The organism is Pseudomonas sp. S2_A10, from assembly GCF_054668465.1.
The window spans coordinates 4,459,073-4,475,097 of sequence record NZ_CP162773.1; the positions used below are offsets into that span (position 1 = coordinate 4,459,073).

The 16,025-nt window shown below is 60.4% G+C and carries 13 protein-coding genes; 4 read left to right on the forward strand and 9 right to left on the reverse strand.

Annotated features, from left to right (window positions below; translation table 11 throughout):
• Positions 1–126: 126 nt before the first annotated feature.
• A complete protein-coding gene (locus AB4N41_RS20050; protein WP_056785113.1) occupies positions 127–2,331 on the forward strand; it encodes an OsmC domain/YcaO domain-containing protein in 2,205 nt (734 codons plus the stop codon).
• Positions 2,332–2,629: 298 nt separating this feature from the next.
• Here AB4N41_RS20050 and AB4N41_RS20055 read toward each other — a convergent pair whose 3' ends face one another.
• The 3 genes from AB4N41_RS20055 to AB4N41_RS20065 form a co-directional block, all read right to left on the reverse strand.
• Positions 2,630–3,145 carry a PaaI family thioesterase gene (locus tag AB4N41_RS20055; protein ID WP_110599289.1) on the reverse strand — a complete coding sequence of 172 codons (516 nt, stop codon included), beginning with the start codon at positions 3,143–3,145 and terminating at the stop codon, positions 2,630–2,632.
• An 8-nt stretch (positions 3,146–3,153) separates the two neighbouring features.
• Positions 3,154–4,311, reverse strand: a complete 1,158-nt coding sequence (locus AB4N41_RS20060; RefSeq protein WP_160768977.1) for a GGDEF domain-containing protein — start codon at positions 4,309–4,311, stop codon at positions 3,154–3,156.
• Between the two features lie 105 nt (positions 4,312–4,416).
• A complete protein-coding gene (locus AB4N41_RS20065) occupies positions 4,417–4,665 on the reverse strand; it encodes a hypothetical protein (protein WP_252877970.1) in 249 nt (82 codons plus the stop codon).
• 167 nt (positions 4,666–4,832) lie between these two features.
• Between AB4N41_RS20065 and AB4N41_RS20070 the strand changes: the two genes are divergently transcribed.
• Both AB4N41_RS20070 and AB4N41_RS20075 read left to right on the forward strand, forming a co-directional pair.
• A complete protein-coding gene (locus AB4N41_RS20070) occupies positions 4,833–5,474 on the forward strand; it encodes a class II glutamine amidotransferase (protein ID WP_252877971.1) in 642 nt (213 codons plus the stop codon).
• A gap of 85 nt (positions 5,475–5,559) precedes the next feature.
• Positions 5,560–5,901, forward strand: a complete 342-nt coding sequence (locus AB4N41_RS20075; protein WP_041480431.1) for a YajG family lipoprotein — start codon at positions 5,560–5,562, stop codon at positions 5,899–5,901.
• Between the two features lie 1,128 nt (positions 5,902–7,029).
• Here AB4N41_RS20075 and AB4N41_RS20080 read toward each other — a convergent pair.
• The 4 genes from AB4N41_RS20080 to AB4N41_RS20095 form a co-directional block, all read right to left on the reverse strand.
• Entirely contained in the window at positions 7,030–7,986 is a 957-nt protein-coding gene (locus AB4N41_RS20080) for a 2-hydroxyacid dehydrogenase (RefSeq protein ID WP_252877972.1), read from the reverse strand.
• Between the two features lie 31 nt (positions 7,987–8,017).
• Positions 8,018–8,776 carry an SDR family oxidoreductase gene (locus AB4N41_RS20085; RefSeq protein ID WP_095179705.1) on the reverse strand — a complete coding sequence of 253 codons (759 nt, stop codon included), beginning with the start codon at positions 8,774–8,776 and terminating at the stop codon, positions 8,018–8,020.
• Positions 8,777–8,809: 33 nt separating this feature from the next.
• Positions 8,810–9,502 carry a fumarylacetoacetate hydrolase family protein gene (locus AB4N41_RS20090; RefSeq protein WP_095179706.1) on the reverse strand — a complete coding sequence of 231 codons (693 nt, stop codon included), beginning with the start codon at positions 9,500–9,502 and terminating at the stop codon, positions 8,810–8,812.
• 99 nt (positions 9,503–9,601) lie between these two features.
• The gene (locus AB4N41_RS20095; RefSeq protein WP_056785134.1) at positions 9,602–10,951 is read right to left on the reverse strand and encodes an MFS transporter; all 1,350 of its coding nucleotides are present in this window, start codon (positions 10,949–10,951) and stop codon (positions 9,602–9,604) included.
• Between the two features lie 541 nt (positions 10,952–11,492).
• On the opposite strand from AB4N41_RS20095, the gene AB4N41_RS20100 reads away from it, so the two are divergent.
• Positions 11,493–12,425 (forward strand): helix-turn-helix transcriptional regulator, encoded by a 933-nt coding sequence (locus AB4N41_RS20100; RefSeq protein ID WP_252877973.1) that lies wholly within the window; start codon positions 11,493–11,495, stop codon positions 12,423–12,425.
• 8 nt (positions 12,426–12,433) lie between these two features.
• Here AB4N41_RS20100 and AB4N41_RS20105 read toward each other — a convergent pair whose 3' ends face one another.
• Together AB4N41_RS20105 and AB4N41_RS20110 are read right to left on the reverse strand one after the other, a co-directional pair.
• Positions 12,434–13,627: a GAF domain-containing sensor histidine kinase gene (locus tag AB4N41_RS20105; protein WP_252877974.1), complete on the reverse strand. Its 1,194-nt coding sequence runs from the start codon at positions 13,625–13,627 to the stop codon at positions 12,434–12,436.
• A 127-nt stretch (positions 13,628–13,754) separates the two neighbouring features.
• Positions 13,755–15,923 carry a TonB-dependent siderophore receptor gene (locus tag AB4N41_RS20110; RefSeq protein WP_252877975.1) on the reverse strand — a complete coding sequence of 723 codons (2,169 nt, stop codon included), beginning with the start codon at positions 15,921–15,923 and terminating at the stop codon, positions 13,755–13,757.
• Between the last annotated feature and the right edge of the window lie 102 nt (positions 15,924–16,025).

Genomic DNA, 16,025 nt, shown 5'->3' on the forward strand with positions numbered 1-16,025 from the left:
AAGTGTAGCGAATCCGTTGGTATTTCCAGCAGCGCCGGCCAGCGGCGAATCCCGAAAGGGCGAGACTTCCCGCACAAAAACCGGATAATGGCCGCCATTCGTTTAGCCGTATTCTGGTAATCCCGCATGGAAATCAAGGTCAACTTTCTCGACAACCTTCGACTTGAAGCCAAGTTCGACGACTTCACGGTGATCGCCGATCAGCCCATCCGCTACAAGGGCGACGGCTCGGCACCGGGGCCGTTTGACTACTTCCTGGCGTCGTCGGCCTTGTGCGCGGCTTACTTCGTCAAGCTGTACTGCGACACCCGCAACATCCCGACAGAGAACATTCGCCTGTCGCAGAACAACATCGTCGACCCGGAAAACCGCTACAACCAGATCTTCAAGATCCAGGTCGAATTGCCCGCCGATATTTCGGACAAGGATCGCCAGGGCATCCTGCGTTCCATCGACCGTTGCACCGTGAAGAAAGTGGTGCAGACCGGCCCCGAGTTCATCATCGAAGAAGTCGACAACCTCGACGCCGATGCCCAGGCCTTGTTGATGCCGCAGTCCGATTCCCAGGCGGGCACCTACATCGCCGGCAAGGACCTGCCGCTGGAACAGACCATTGCCAACATGTCGAAGATCCTCGCCGACCTCGGCATGAAGATCGAAATCGCCTCGTGGCGCAACATCGTGCCCAACGTCTGGTCGCTGCACATTCGCGATGCGCATTCGCCGATGTGCTTCACCAACGGCAAGGGCGCGACCAAGGAAGGCGCACTGGCGTCGGCGCTGGGCGAGTTCATCGAGCGCCTCAATTGCAACTTCTTCTATAACGACCAGTTCTGGGGCGAAGACATCGCCAACGCCGAATTCGTCCATTATCCGGACGAGAAGTGGTTCAAGCCGGGTCCGAAGGACGAATTGCCGAGCGAGATTCTCGACGACTACACCCTTGGCATTTATAACCGCGACGGCGAACTGCGTGGCTCGCACCTGTACGACACCAACTCCGGCAACACCCAGCGCGGCATCTGCTCGCTGCCGTTCGTGCGCCAGTCGGACGGTGAAGTGGTGTACTTCCCGTCGAACCTGATCGAAAACCTCTACCTGAGCAACGGCATGAGCGCCGGCAATACCTTGGCCGAAGCGCAGGTGCAGTGCCTGTCGGAAATTTTCGAGCGCGCGGTTAAACGCGAAATCCTCGAAGGCGAAATGGCCCTGCCGGATGTACCGCAAGAGGTACTGGAAAAATACCCGAGCATCCTCGCCGGCATCAAAGGCCTTGAAGAGCAGGGCTTCCCGGTGCTGGTCAAGGACGCCTCGCTGGGCGGTGAATTCCCGGTGATGTGCGTGACCCTGATGAACCCGCGCACCGGCGGCGTCTTCGCTTCCTTCGGCGCGCACCCGAGCCTGGAAGTCGCGCTGGAACGCAGCCTGACTGAACTGCTTCAGGGCCGCAGCTTTGAAGGACTCAACGACTTGCCGCAGCCGACTTTCTCCGGGCAGGCAGTGACCGAGCCGAACAACTTTGTCGAGCACTTCATCGATTCCAGCGGTGTGGTGTCGTGGCGCTTCTTCAGTGCCAAGCCAGATTTCGAATTCGTCGAGTGGGACTTTTCAGGCCAAGGCGAAAACTCCAACGCCGAAGAAGCCGCGACCCTGTTCGGCATCCTCGAAGACATGGGCAAGGAAGTCTACATGGCGGTCTACGAGCACATCGGCGCCAAAGCCTGCCGCATCCTCGTGCCGGACTACTCGGAGATCTACCCGATCGAAGACCTGATCTGGGACAACACCAACAAAGCCCTGCAATTCCGTGCCGACATCCTCAATCTGCACAACCTCAGCAAGGTTGGCCTGCGCAATCTGGTCCAAGGCCTGGAACGCAGCGAGCAGGATGACTACACCGATATCACCACGCTGATCGGCATTGAGTTCGATGACAACACGCCGTGGGGCAAGCTGACGATTCTGGAACTGCGCCTGCTGATCTACCTCGCACTGCAGAAGTTTGACGAGGCCAAGGATCTGGTTGAGGCGTTCCTGCAATACAACGACAACACCGTAGAGCGCGGCTTGTTCTATCAGGCAGTGAATGTGGTGCTGGAGATGGAGCTGGACGAGGATCTCGAGCTTGAGGATTACGAAGCCAATTTCCGCCGGATGTTTGGTGACGAGCGTATGGATGCGGCGATTGGGTCGGTGAATGGCAGTGTGCGTTTTTACGGTTTGACGCCAACGAGCATGAAGCTGGAAGGGCTGGATCGGCATTTGCGCTTGATCGAAAGCTATAAAAAGCTGCACGCGGCGCGGGCTGGTGTGGTGGCTTTGTCGCGTTGAAGAGCTGGCTCAGAACGTTTCGCTTTCGGCTTGAGTGTGGCTGCGTGGCTTGAACCGCAGCCCCTCACCCCAGCCCTCTCCCGAGGGAGAGGGAGCCGATTTTCAAGCTTTTCAGAATTTGTGTTCGACTCGGTTTCCCAGGTCGGCGTATTTCCACCAAGCACCTCGGTCAGTTCCCTCTCCCTCTGGGAGAGGGTTAGGGTGAGGGTTTTTTCAAGATTTGAGTTCGGCTCGGTTTCCCAGGTCGGCGTATCTCCACCAGACACCTCGGTCAGTTCCCTCTCCCTTTGGGAGAGGGCTAGGGTGAGGGGCTTTGGCTTTCGCGGCCATGCGCTGCATCCGCCAACTGCCCCGTGTCCACCCGCACAAACACCGAATCACCCACTGCTGTCAGCACTTCCCCTGCATACACCTCGCAAATCACCCGGGTCTTGCGCCCGACTTCACCTTCGACTCGCGCGCGCAAGAGCAGCGGCACGCCCATCGGTGTGGGTTTGATGAATTTGATCCCGAGGTTGCCAGTCACGCAGTCGATGCGCGGCAGGCTGCCGGCTTCGCGGTTCTCCGCGCGGTAGTGCCAGGCCATGGCGGTCCAGTTCGAATGACAGTCGACAAGCATGGCAATCAGCCCGCCGTAAACCAGATCCGGCCAGCCGCAATATTGAGCTTCGGGCAGATGCTCGGCGATGACGTGATTGCCATCCTCATCCCAACGACTTTTCACGTGCAGGCCTTGCGGATTGCGGCCGCCGCAGCCGTAACAAACGCCTTCGGGGGCGGCGAGGTCTTGCAGTGGGGTGTCGTGGCTGGACATGGCGGGTTTCATCCTGGAGTGGCGAGGCCGGACAGGCGCAAGCGGTTGCGTCCGCCGCGTTTGGACTCATAGAGCGCGGCGTCGCCAAGTTCGATCAGCGCCGCGAGACTGGCCGGCGGTTTGTCGAACAGGGTGGCGCCGATGCTCAAGGTCACCGCAGCGGACGTGGGATAGGTGTGCGACGCCAGGGCCAGAAACTGTTCGCGCAAGGCGTTGCCCAGTTCAAGGATAGCTTCCGCTGACGCGTTGTTGAGCAGCATCAAAAACTCATCCCCACCCAGCCGCGCCGTCAGCGCATGGGGCGGCAGCTGGGCGCGGATCATCTCGCTCAGAGCAATCAGCAAGCGATCACCGGCGATATGCCCGTACTGGTCGTTGACCAGTTTGAAGTTGTCGATATCGATCAACAGCAACGCACCCGGTCTTTGCGCGGATACGCCGGCCAGCAGGCGTGGCGTACGCTTTTCCAGGGCGCGGCGGTTGTAGAGGGCCGTGAGCGGATCGCGCTCGGCGAGGCGGGCGATCTGCTTTTCCCGGCGATAACGCTCGGTGCCGGTCATCGACAGGGCGATCAACATGATCGCCATCGCGCCTTCGACCAGCGAGATCTGAATGATCTCGCCGCGAAATGCCGCCAGATCGATCAGCGTGCCGGGGATCACCACGGTCAGGGCCTTGGCCACATAAAAGATGCCGTGGCCGAGCAGCACATAACGCAGTTGCACCGCGCCAACGCTCAACGACTTGCCGTGCGGGCGCAGCAGCGAACTGGCCTTGAGTGTCGGGATCGCCACCAGCAGCGAGTTGGCTACCAGCATGGCCTTGGACCACAGCGGCCCGTCCGGCAACGTCAACATAATCAGCCAGGTTGCGAAAATCAGGTACCACGCCGGCGATAGTCGGGTCTGGGTGAAGCGCGCCACACCGAGCAGGAAAAAGAAGTGCGCGGTCACCAGCAGGCCGTTGGCGAACCAGATGCCCAGCAGCAGAAAACCGCTGCTGCGTAGCAGAGCGAGGGTGGAACCGATGGTGATGGTGGCGAAACCGGCGCTCCAGAACAGTAGCGAAGGCTCACGAATGCTGCGCCACTCGACCGCCAGATACAGCGCGGCAGCGGCTGCGAGGGCGATCGTGATGGTCAGCATCGTTGGCGGGTCGAGCGGCATTTCCGGGCAGGCCTGTCTGTATGGCAATAGGCCTGCGATTGTAAGCGTTTGGTCAGGTTTTTCGCAGGGGGCGTGTTGCCGGGCAGACCACTGGCGCTCCAGCGGTCACTCTTGCGGGCTTAGCCAGGTGTCTACCATGCGGCGATCGAGCTCTTCCCAATAGGCCATGCCCAGCACCCGCGTGGTATTGAGGCCGCGCAGATAACCGCGCAGTTGCTGGGCGGTATCGCGGATCAATTGCGCATCGCGGGTGTTTTTGTCCAGCAGGACGCTTTCGTACTGCACCAGGTATTCGGCTACGCGGTCGCGATATTCGGGCAGCACGGCGTCACGGATCAGATCAAACGTTCTCAAGGCGAGACCCTCATCATTTTTCTTGAATGTGCTCAGTGTGCATCAGTCTGCGCGACGCGCAACTATTGCTGGAAGTAATAGTGACCATCAAGAAACGCAAGTTCTGCTTTGCCGGCGATCGGCGGAAAATCACCTCCATCGAAGACGCAGCTCAAGGAAATTGCGCGATGAACATTCTGACTCGACTGGCAATGATCGCCCTGCTGATGGGCGGGGTGGTTACCGCACCGGCTTACGCAGACCACGCCCGGTCGTGTCACCTGCAACCCATCGCCGCCAGCGCCTCGGCCCTGCAGCACACGCAGACCGTGGGTGTGTTGTTGAGCGAAAACACCTTGCAGAACCTGCAATATCTGGAGCGCTACCACGACATGGCGCTGAACGGTGCGAAAGACGCACTGGACTCGCGAATCCGCGACGCCTTTGTCGGCAGTTCCGACCCGGAACTGGCCCTCGACTGGCTGGTAAGTTCGCTGCAACAACAGTTCGCTTCAGTGACCGTTTACGACAATCTGGATGCGCTGGTTAAGGCCCATCCGGACGTGGTGGTCAAGCTCGACACCTTCAACCGCTTGCTGACCCAGCGCAACAGTCTGGTCGAGGCGCGCTTCTCCGCGCGGTTCTACGATGCCGATCTGCAGTACATCGGCAAGGCCGAGGGGGCGATCGAGCAAGAATTGCCTTCGGTCTGGGTGCACAACCAGGCAGCGCCGCAGATTGCCGCGCAGATCAATCAGCAGCGTGATCTGCAACTAAATGCGCTGAAGCAATTCGATGTGTCGCTCAAGGCCCTGGTGGCGTCGAGCTGATTCTTAAAACATAAATGGCAACGGCGGCGCCGTGAAGTCGAACCGTTGCCGGTTGAACCGAACCTTTATTTTCAGGATTACCCCGATGCGTCCTTTATTCGTGCCAGCCATGGCTTTTGTTTCCCTTTTGCTCGGCGGTTGTGCTTCGGCGCCGAACGATCCGACCCTGACCTTGCAGACCAGCAAGACGCCGGCGCAGTACGCCGATTGCGTGGTGCCGAAGTTGCAGGGCAGTGCGTTGAATCCGACGGTTTCGCAGAGTCAGCGCAGTTATCGGATTGTGGTGCCGAGCAAGGTGTCGGCGGATAACGTGCTGGAGGCGTACAAGGCGGGGAAGGGCGGCAAGGTGTTCATTTATGAGCGGCATTTGCTGGCGTCGAATTTGTTGCCTTCGAGTTTTGAGCGGGCGGCTCAGGAGTGCATTTGATCTGAGCGCTTGACGGGTTTTGACAGAGCTCCTTTGGTTGGCCGCAACCAACCAATTTTTTCGCCCCACACTGGTTTTCGGTTGTGGGGTTTTTTTTGGACTTGGCGGCCTTTGGGCCGACCATGCTCTTCGGGTTTTGGGTGTATATCCGTTTCTGCGGGTGTGGCTGATTACGGTTCCGCTCTTACAGCGGGTCACTTTTTCAAACGCCGGAATGCCGGCCCAGCAAAAAGTAACCAAAAGGCTGCGCCCTGACGTTCGGCCCGCTCGCTGGGGCTCGGGGTACCTTCGCTCCGGAATCGATCCGGGCGCAGCGGCTACGGTTTGCTTCGCTGCACCTCCTTCCGCTGTGTACGACTGCGTCGTACGGTCGCTGCGCTCCCACGCCCGGATCAATCCCTCCGCTCAGCCTGCCGACGGGCTCCAGGATCAAGAGCCACTCGAGCTTGCGCTCATTGTATTGAGTGGTGAAAAGCAGGAGGCGGATTGCTTTTGCTTTTTGCTTTTCTGTGGGAGCGAGCTTGCTCGCGAAGGCGGCCTGACAGCCGACCGTTTTCTCACTGAATGCATCCGATCAAAACTGTAGGAGTGAGCCTGCTCGCGATGGCTGTGTATCTGGCAACACGATGATGATTGGGGAGTGTTCTTTTGTCTTGCGATCCGGTTTCTCCAGGGACGGCCCTCACCCTAACCCTCTCCCAGAGGGGAGAGGGGACTTGGTCGAGGTGTTTGTTGAAGATGCGCCGACCTGAGACTCTGCGTCGAGCTCGTTCTTGAATTCAACGAAGATCGGCTCCCTTCCCCCTCGCCCCCCGGGGTTGTATGTACCGGGGACTTGGTCGAGGTGTTTGTTGAAGATGCGCCGACCTGAGACTCTGCGTCGAGCTCGTTCTTGAATTCAACGAAGATCGGCTCCCTTCCCCCTCGCCCCCCGGGGTTGTATGTACCGGGGACTTGGTCGAGGTGTTTGTCGAAGATGCGCCGACCTGAGACTCTGCGTCGAGCTCGTTCTTGAATTCAACGAAGATCGGCTCCCTTTCCCCCTCGCCCCCTGGGGGGAGAGGGCTGGGGTGAGGGGGCTGGGTTTCACTGACTCAACGCAATCTGCAGCCTATCCCAAACAACCATTCACCCCGTCACACACCCAACCGGCACTTTCCCCGCAAACGTATCTACCAGACTCGCCACAACCATTTCCCCCATCCGCGTGCGAGTCTGCAATGTTGCGCTGGCCCGATGAGGTTGCAGCACCACCTGTTCATTACCAAACAACGCTTCCGGCACATTCGGTTCATCAACGAATACATCCAGCCCAGCCCCGGCAATCTCTCCCGCTGAAAGCGCGGCAACCAGATCCGCCTCATTCACCAGTTTGCCCCGGGCGACGTTGATCAGATAACCGTCCTTGCCCAGCGCTTGCAGCACTTGCGCGTCGATGATCGCTTCGCCCTTGTCCGCCGCGGCGGCGAGGATCAGGGTGTCGCTGTCGCGGGCGAGTTGTTTGAGGTCGGCGACGAAGGTGTGGGGGACGTCGCTCATTGGTTGCAGGTCGGTGTAGCTGATCGGGCAGCCGAAGGCGGCGGCGCGGGTGGCGATGGCGCGGCCGACGCGGCCCATGCCGACGATGCCGATGCGCATGCCGGAGACTTGTCGGGCCAGGGGCAGTGGGGCGAGTGGGGTTGGGCTTTGCGGCCATTGGCCGGAGCGGACGTAGCGGTCGCTGGTGCACAGGCCGCGACAGACCGAGATGAGCAGGCCGATGGCGAGGTCGGCGACGTCTTCGGTGAGGGCGCCGATGGTGGCGGTGACGCGGATGCCGCGGTCGCGGGCGTAGGCCAGATCGACGGCGTCGGTGCCGACGCCGTTGACCGCGACGACTTCCAGGTTCGGCAGTTGCGCCATCAGCGCCTGGCTGATGCCGGTGTGGCCGCCGGTGATGACGCCGCGAATGTTGGCGCCGTGTTCCTTTATGTAGGCGGGTTTGTCCGCTTGCTGGAAGTAGCGGCGTACGGTGAACAGTTCGTCCAGACGCGCGTTGATTGCCGGGATCAGGATCGGGCTCAGTTGCAGGATTTCTGGCTTCATGGCTACCTCGTTACGCAATAAAAAGGCCGGCTCAACCGCGGCCGGCAAACGGCATGGCGCTGGCCATGACGGTCATGTTCAGGACGTTGGCCGACAGCGGCAGGCCGGCGATGTAGCGCACTGCATCGGCGACGTGTTTGACGTCGACCATCGGCTCGACGGCGATGCTGCCGTTGGCCTGGCGTACGCCTTTGGTCATGCGCACCGACATTTCGGTCAGGGCATTGCCGATGTCGATCTGGCTGCAGGCGATGTTGAATTCACGGCCATCCAGCGCCAGGGATTTGGTCAGGCCGAGCACGGCGTGTTTGCTCGCGGTGTAGGCGCTGCTGAACGGGCGCGGCGTGTGTGCGGAAATCGAGCCGTTGTTGATGATCCGCCCGCCCTGCGGCTGTTGTTTGCGCATCAGCCCAAACGCGCCGCGAGCGCACAGAAAGACTCCGTTGAGGTTGGTGTCGATCACGTTGCGCCACTGCTCGAAGGTCAGCTCGTCCAGCGGCACGGCGGGGGCGTTGACGCCGGCGTTGTTGAAGACCACATCGAGGCGCCCGTAGACCTCGGCAATGGTCGCGAACAGCACGTCGACACTGGCCGGATCACGCACGTCGGTGGGTACCGCCAGCGCTGGGTGACCCTGGCTCTGCGCCAGTTCGACCAGCGCTTGCAAGGGCTCGGGCCGGCGTCCGGCGAGCACAAGGGTAAAGCCGTCGGCCATCAGGCCGAGTGCCACGGCGCGGCCGATGCCACTGCCGGCGCCGGTGACCAGCGCAACTTTCAAAGAGGTCGTCATATTGTTGTTCTCCTTTTTCTCAATCCGCTGGAATCAGGGCCGTGGGCCGACGCGCATTTCCAGGTGGCCGATGCCGTCTATGCCAGCGCTGATCACGTCGCCCGGTTGCAGGCTGTCAACGCCGGCGGGGCTGCCAGTCATGATCAGGTCGCCGGCGCGCAGGGCCACGGATTGCGAGATGCGCGCGATTACTTCACTGACCGACCAGATCTGGCTGTCGAGGTTGTCGCGCTGGCGTTCTTCGCCGTTGACGTTAAGCCACAACTCGCCCTCGGGATGGCCGCAGCGGCTCACCGGGACAACGGCAGTCATCGGCGCGGCGCCGTCGAACACCTTGGCGCCTTCCCACGGCAAACCGTTGCTCTTGGCTGCGCGTTGTACATCGCGGCGGGTCAGGTCGAGGCCGGCGGCGTAGCCCCACACGTAGGCGAGCGCTTGATCCTCGGGGATATGGGCGCCGCCTTCACCGATGGCAACGACCAGTTCGATTTCGTGAACGAAGTCCTCGCACACTGAGGGGAAGGCGACGTCGCCGACGGCATCGACCACGCAGCTTGCCGGTTTCATGAAAAACACCGGCGGCTGGCGCGACTGGCCTTGAGAGTCCGGCCATGGGTAGTTGCGGCCGACACAGAACACCCGGCCGACGGGGAAGCGCTGCTCGGTGCCGAGGACCGGCAAGGTCACGGGCAGATCCGGGGTAAAGACGTATTCAGTCATGTTCATCCTGCGGGTCATCCTGTTTGAAAGGGCAGCGTACGGCGGCTGGCGTCGGCGAAGTTGGACGAAAGCCGCCTGCGTTTGGACAAATCCGGGCTTTTCGCCTCAGCGCACCTTCAGCTCGATGCGGTACAGACGTCCGAGCAACAACGAATAGGAGAGCGTGCCGATCAGCGCGACGCCGCCAATAAACCAGAAGGCATAGGCGAAGGTGCCGGTGGCGTGGACGATGGCGCCGATCACGATCGGCGTGACGATGCCGCCGATGTTCGCCGCCAGGCTGGTAATGCCGCCGGTGAGGCCGATCAGCTCTTTTGGCGCCACTTCCGATACCGCCGCCCACGATGAGGACGCGATGCCTTGGGCGAAGAACGCGATGGTCAACACGGCGATGCAGATCAGGTTGGAGTCGGTGAAATTCACCAGCACGATCGACATGCCCAGCATCGAACCGACCACCAGCGGCAACTTGCGCGCAAACGACATCGAGTAGCCGCGACGGATCAGCAAGTCGGAAACGATGCCGGCCAGCAGAATCCCCACCGTCGCACCGACGAAGGGCAGCACGGCAAAGATCCCGGCCTTGATCATGGTCAGTTTGCGTTCTTCGATCAGGTAGGTCGGGAACCAGGTGAGGAAGAAGTACAGCGCCGAGGTGCTGGCGAATTTGCCGATGCAGATCGCCCAGATCTGCCGATAGCTGAACAGCTCGGCGATCTGCCGCCAGTTGAAACGGGTGCGCTCCTGGCTGCTCTTGACCAGGCCGCCGCCGGTTTCGATGTACTTCAATTCTTCCTGGCTGACTTTTTTGCAGTTCAGCGGATCGCGATACAGGTACAGCCACAGCACACCGAAGACGATGCCGAGTGCGCCGGTGCTGTAGAACACGTGGCGCCAGTCAAAAGTGGTCGCCAGCCACAGCAGCGCGCCGGTGAACAGCGCCGTGCCGAGGTACTGACCGCACACGTAAATGCTGCTGGCCATCCCGCGTTCCCGCGCCGGGAACCACACCGTCACGGCGCGGCTGTTGGCCGGAAAAGCCGGGGCTTCCATGGCGCCGACCGCCAGGCGCAGGCCGAACAGCGAGGCAAATCCCGTGGCGAAACCTTGGCAAACGGTGACGGTCGACCAACTGATCAGCGATACGCCGTAGGTGAAGCGCGAGCCAAACCGATCAGCGATGAAGCCGGCCGGCACCAGCGCCAAGGCATAGGTCCAGGCGAAGGCGGAAAAGATCAGGCCCATTTCGATCTTGTCCAGGCCCAGGTCCTTGGCCATGAACGGCGCGGCAATCGAAATGTTCACCCGGTCGATGTAATTGATGATCGTCGCAATCAGCAGCAACGACAGCATGAACCAGCGCCGCCGCGTAGGCAGACGCTGCGCCGAAACGGCATCGCGTGCACCGGCGATCACCGGCGGCACCGTGGCACTGGAAGAATGGGAGTTGGACATGCGGAGACCTCGTTATTGTTAGAAGAGTCGAGATTTTTCGAGCAGCCGATGCCGTTGCCCGCAACGTGGGGGGCAAGGCAATCGAACGGGTTGCAGCGCGGTTTTCAGACGTTCAGGAACGTCTTTCTGCGACTGATTTCAAGGGAAGGTCGGGCGGGGCGGCGAGGGGAAATAGCAGGATCATGACGTGCGCACCTTTGATTGTTTTTGAAAGAGGTTGGGCTGCGTTGGTCATTACAGTGGTCGTACAACGGTGCTAAATCAACCGATGGGTTAGAACGTTTTTTCTTGAAAAAAGTGGATTTGGCGAACGTGTCCAAAAAGATAAATACGATTTGTCTTGAGAATAAAGATCAGGTTTAAATCACAAATATCTGAAAAACAACGAATATCTGTATTTTTATAGTGGTGCGGTTTTTGGACAGGCTCATCGCGATGCTTCTTTCAAAAAAGACAACGTCATCGTATGACTCGTTGCCGCCCACCGCACAACCCTGCAAGATGACGGGCGCCACCTCACTGCCCGGAGGACCTCCCGCCCATGTCTTCACCCAGCCGTATCCCGACCTACGTCATGCAGCAACGCAGCGAATTGACCGATTTCTACATTCGCGACAAAAAGGGTCGGCGCGCCGAAACCGCGCCTCACCGGCATGAGTATTTTCAAATCCAGATCAACCTCGGTGGCGACACCGTGCAGCACATCGGCAGCGTGCAGCGGCCGTTCCCGCGCAACACTCTGGCGTTCATCCTGCCGCACCGCGTGCATGTGATTCCGCATCCCGAGGACAGCAATTTCATCGTCATCAATTTTTCCCAGACGTTCCTCTTGCCGCATCTACAGTGCGACCCGATGGATCTGGAAGAGGTTTCAATCCTGCTCGCGCCTGAACTGTCGCCGTTCCGCTTTCAGGAGCACCTGGATTTCATTTTGGGCGATGATGATTTCGCTCAGGTCTGCGGCCTGATCGAGCAGATGCGCAGCCTTGATGAGAACCGTCAGTTCGGCACGCGAGAAATGCTCAAGGGCTTGTTGCTGCAGATGATCGGCAGCGTGTGTTTTCTTTATGCCGAGCCGCTCAAGCGCCTGGCGGAAGAGAATGCCGCCGAGAACAGCCGTCGCGACGCCTTGAGCCGCATGTTCGAATACTTGCGGAAGAACATCGCCGATCCTGATCTCAACCTGATCAAAGTCGCCGCTGCGACCTATCTGTCACCGACTTACCTGACGCACTGGCTGCGCAAGGAGATCGGCAAAACGTTCACCGAGCTGGTGCTGGAGCGGCGCATGCACGCGGCGCGCAACTTCCTCCTCAACAGTACGCGCTCGGTGGGCGAGGTCGCGCGGCTGTGTGGATTTGCTGATGAGGCCTATTTCTCCCGGCGTTTTCGCCAGATTCATGGCCAGCCACCGGGGCAGTTTCGTCGCCGCCAGCTCAATCCGGATACGCCGCAGACACCACTGAATACTTAGAACGGCGCTCAGACCCATTTGAAGCGGGCAGGGAAGCGCGCCACGAAACAGGTGCCTGCCTCGCTGTCGGACGTCACGGTCAAGGTGCCGTTGTGCGCATTGGCAATTTGCCCGGCAATGTACAAGCCCAGCCCCAGCCCTTCATTGCGCTGACCGGCTTCGGAACGTGAGAACGGTTCAAACAGCAGCGGCATCAGCGCGGGTGGAATCGGCGCGCCCTGGTTGGTCAGCGAAATCACCATCTCATCGCCCTCGGCAAACGCCTTGAGCACGATCGGTTCGGCCGTAGAACCGTGGGTCACCGCGTTGCCCAGCAGATTCGACAACAACTGGCTGATGCGCAACGGGTCGCAATAGACCCCGGTCGGTACCTCAAGCGAATCAATGAACTTCGCCTGCGGGTACGCCACCTGGATTTCTTCAAGGGTCTGGCGCAGCGTTTGCTGCAAGTCATCGACCAGTTTGCGTTGCACCGGAATCCCGCTGCCGAGCCGACCCCGGGCAAAGTCGAGGATGTTTTCGATCAGCACGCCCATGCGCACCGAACTGGTACGGATCGCCGATAGCAGCGTGCGCGAGCGCTTGTCTTCGGCTTTGCTTTGCAGCAGGTCGGCACTCATGCGAATGGCACTGAGTGGCGTGCGCAAGTCATGGCCCAGTACGGCGATGAACTGCTCGCGCAGACGGCCCAATTCGTTGGCATCGGCCAGTGCGGTTTTGGTCGCGTGCAAATGGCCCTGGGTATCCAGGCTCATTGCAATCAGCTGGGCGAAGAGGGTGAGGGTCTTTTCGATGGCCGGGTCGTCGAGGTTCGCCGGAACCGAATCAATGGCGCAGAGTGTGCCGAAAAACTCGCCATTGGCCTTGATGATCGGAATCGAAATGTAGCTTTCCAGACCATAGGTTTTCGGCGTGTGGTGCGTGGAGAACAGCGGGTGCTGGCTGGCATGGCCGAAGATCACCGGCTGATGGTGCTGACGGATTTCATGGCAAATCGTCGATTCCAGCACCAGCTCGCCGCCAGGCAACAGGCCGAAGTCAATCGAATCATCCACGGCGCAGGCGATCCACTTGCTCTCGGTAACCCGCGCTACGGCGGCGAAGCGCATGCCGGTCATGTGCTTGACCATGCTCAGGATCACCGGCACGGCGTCAATGCTGCCGATGGCTTCGAGGTCGGAGGAGAAATCTGTCTGGGGCATGGCCGGCGCTTCGCGAAAGTGTCGCCAGAGACTATCGGTAAACGCCGGACATGCCTAATGAACCTGCAAAAAAGGGCGCCGGGAAAACTCCCGGCGCTCTGTGTGGTGCTTGCTGAGCGCTATCGCCTCAGAACTTGTACTTGGCCGTCATCATGTAGCTGCGCGGGGTGCCGTAGTTATCGGTCGAGCCCCAGGTCACGTCGGTGCCGATGGAGGAATAGTACTTGCGGTCAAAGATGTTGTTGGCGTTGACCTGCAGGTCGAGGTGCTTGTTGACCTCATAACCGGCCATCAGGTCGGTGACCGCGTAGCCGCCCTGTTCTAGACGATAGCTGCCGCCATTGGCCAGAGCGATGTCGTTGTACATGCGGCTCTGCCAGTAGACGTTGCCGCCCACGCGCAGTTTTTCCAGCGGGCCTTTGAAGCGGTACACGGTGGAGACCTTGAACAGGTGCTCGGGCATGTCAGTGTCGAATTTCTGGTTATTGTTGGCCGGGTTTTCGTCCTTGATGTAGTGGGCGCGGGTGTAGGTGTAGCCGGCGCCGACTTGCCATTGCTCGGTCAGCGCACCTTGCAGTTCCATGTCCACGCCTTGGGCGCGAACCTTGCCGGAGGTTTCGTAGCAGGTCAGTTCCGGGCAGCCGAGCTGGGTCGCCGCCTGGGTGGCGCGGTTGGTCTGGTCCATCTGGAACACCGCCACGCTGCCGTTCAGCGCGCCGTCGAAATATTCGCCCTTGATTCCGACTTCGTAGTTTTCACCGACGATCGGCTCGAGCACTTTGCCGCCGAGGTCCTTCTGGGTTTGCGGGGTGAAGATATCGGTGTAGCTGGCGTAGACCGAATGATGGTCATCGAGTTTGTAGATCAGGCCGGCGTAACGGGTCAGGTTGCGCGTGACCTTGAAGTCACCGTCGGCACTGCGATCGTCGTAGTCATACCAGTCCAGGCGGCTGCCGAGGATCAACGTCAGCGGGTCGGCCAGGCTCAAGCGCGTGGTCAGGTAAACCGCGTCCTGGGTGGTGACGTTGCGCGATTTGCCGCTACGGACGAAGTCAGGTTTTGGCGCGGCGATCGGCAGGCCGGTGTCGTAAGGCGAGTATTCCTTGGTGGTGGCGTCGTACACGCGGTTGCTGGCGCCGACTACCAGTTCGTGGGTGCGGCCGAACGCTTCGAACGGGCCGCTGGCGAAACCGTCGAAGGCGCGTTGCTTGTCGGTGTGGTGCGATTGGTAGGCGGTGGTTTCCAGCGGGCCGTCGTAGCGCGACAAATACGTGCCGGAGAATTCGCCTTCGGTTGTCGAAGTGGAACCGCCAACATGCAGTTTCCAGTCGTTGTCGAAACGGTGTTCGACTTCACCGAACACGGTGTCGACCTGCAGCTTGCGGTTTTCCCAATCGGTGCCCGGGTAGGTGGAGCGGGGCAGGTCGAGGTGGTGGCCGTCTTCGCCGATCGGCAGGCCGCCCCAGAAATAGTTGGTCTGATCGTTCTGCCGGGAGAAACCGAGGGTCGCGGTGGTGCTGTCACTCAGGTCGGCTTCACCGATGGCGTAGAACAGGCCGTGATCGTTTTCTTCCTTGTCGCGGAAGCTGTCCGCGCCCTGATACGACGTCACCACCCGGCCACGCAGGGTGCCGCTGTCGTTCAGCGGGCTGGAGGCATCGACTTCGCCACGGTAGTCATCCCAGCTGCCGGCGGCGCCGGTGAGGGTTACGCGCTGATCAGCGGTTGGACGCTTGCGCACCATGTTGATCGCCGCCGACGGGTTGCCGGCACCGGTGACCAGGCCGGTCGCGCCACGAACGATTTCCACCCGGTCGAACATCGCCAGGTTCGGTTGCACCGCCAGGGTGTAAGGCGAATACGAGCTGGGCAGGCCGTCGTACATGATGTTGTCGATGTCGAAACCGCGCGCCTTGTAAGTCTGCCGGCCCGGACCGCTGGCCTCGCTGAGGAACAGCCCCGGCGTACCGCGCACCACGTCGTTGACGCTGGTCATGTTCTGGTCGTCCATGCGCTGACGAGTGATCACCGTAACCGCCTGCGGCGTTTCGCGCATGGTCAGCGACAGCTTGGTCGCGGTCTGCATCGGGCCGGTGGTGTAGGACTGCGTGTCTTCGGTGGTGCTGCTCATCTGCGTGGCGCCGATTTCGGTCGCTTGCAGTTCCAGCGGGCCATTGGCTGGCACAGTGGCTGCGGTTTCTTCAGCCAACGCAGGAGCGATGCTGGCCATGCCGATGGCGAGTGCGAGGAGGTTAGGTGAAAGGTTCGAGCGGCGGTGAATGGTGTGAAACGACATCTATCTGCTTCCCCAAGATTTACCCAAACGAAACTAATGCGAGTGAATGTAAGAATTATTCGCATTAGTATGTCGGAAGTTTCCGGGGGAATAAACCCGTAC

Bases quoted from the DNA above. Each gene is read 5' to 3' on its own strand.
- AB4N41_RS20050 (WP_056785113.1), top strand. From the start codon at position 127: ATGGAAATCAAGGTCAACTTTCTCGACAACCTTCGACTTGAAGCCAAG.
- AB4N41_RS20055 (WP_110599289.1), bottom strand. From the start codon at position 3,145: ATGTCCAGCCACGACACCCCACTGCAAGACCTCGCCGCCCCCGAAGGC.
- AB4N41_RS20060 (WP_160768977.1), bottom strand. From the start codon at position 4,311: ATGCCGCTCGACCCGCCAACGATGCTGACCATCACGATCGCCCTCGCA.
- AB4N41_RS20070 (WP_252877971.1), top strand. From the start codon at position 4,833: ATGAACATTCTGACTCGACTGGCAATGATCGCCCTGCTGATGGGCGGG.
- AB4N41_RS20075 (WP_041480431.1), top strand. From the start codon at position 5,560: ATGCGTCCTTTATTCGTGCCAGCCATGGCTTTTGTTTCCCTTTTGCTC.
- AB4N41_RS20080 (WP_252877972.1), bottom strand. From the start codon at position 7,986: ATGAAGCCAGAAATCCTGCAACTGAGCCCGATCCTGATCCCGGCAATC.
- AB4N41_RS20085 (WP_095179705.1), bottom strand. From the start codon at position 8,776: ATGACGACCTCTTTGAAAGTTGCGCTGGTCACCGGCGCCGGCAGTGGC.
- AB4N41_RS20090 (WP_095179706.1), bottom strand. From the start codon at position 9,502: ATGAACATGACTGAATACGTCTTTACCCCGGATCTGCCCGTGACCTTG.
- AB4N41_RS20095 (WP_056785134.1), bottom strand. From the start codon at position 10,951: ATGTCCAACTCCCATTCTTCCAGTGCCACGGTGCCGCCGGTGATCGCC.
- AB4N41_RS20100 (WP_252877973.1), top strand. From the start codon at position 11,493: ATGTCTTCACCCAGCCGTATCCCGACCTACGTCATGCAGCAACGCAGC.
- AB4N41_RS20105 (WP_252877974.1), bottom strand. From the start codon at position 13,627: ATGCCCCAGACAGATTTCTCCTCCGACCTCGAAGCCATCGGCAGCATT.
- AB4N41_RS20110 (WP_252877975.1), bottom strand. From the start codon at position 15,923: ATGTCGTTTCACACCATTCACCGCCGCTCGAACCTTTCACCTAACCTC.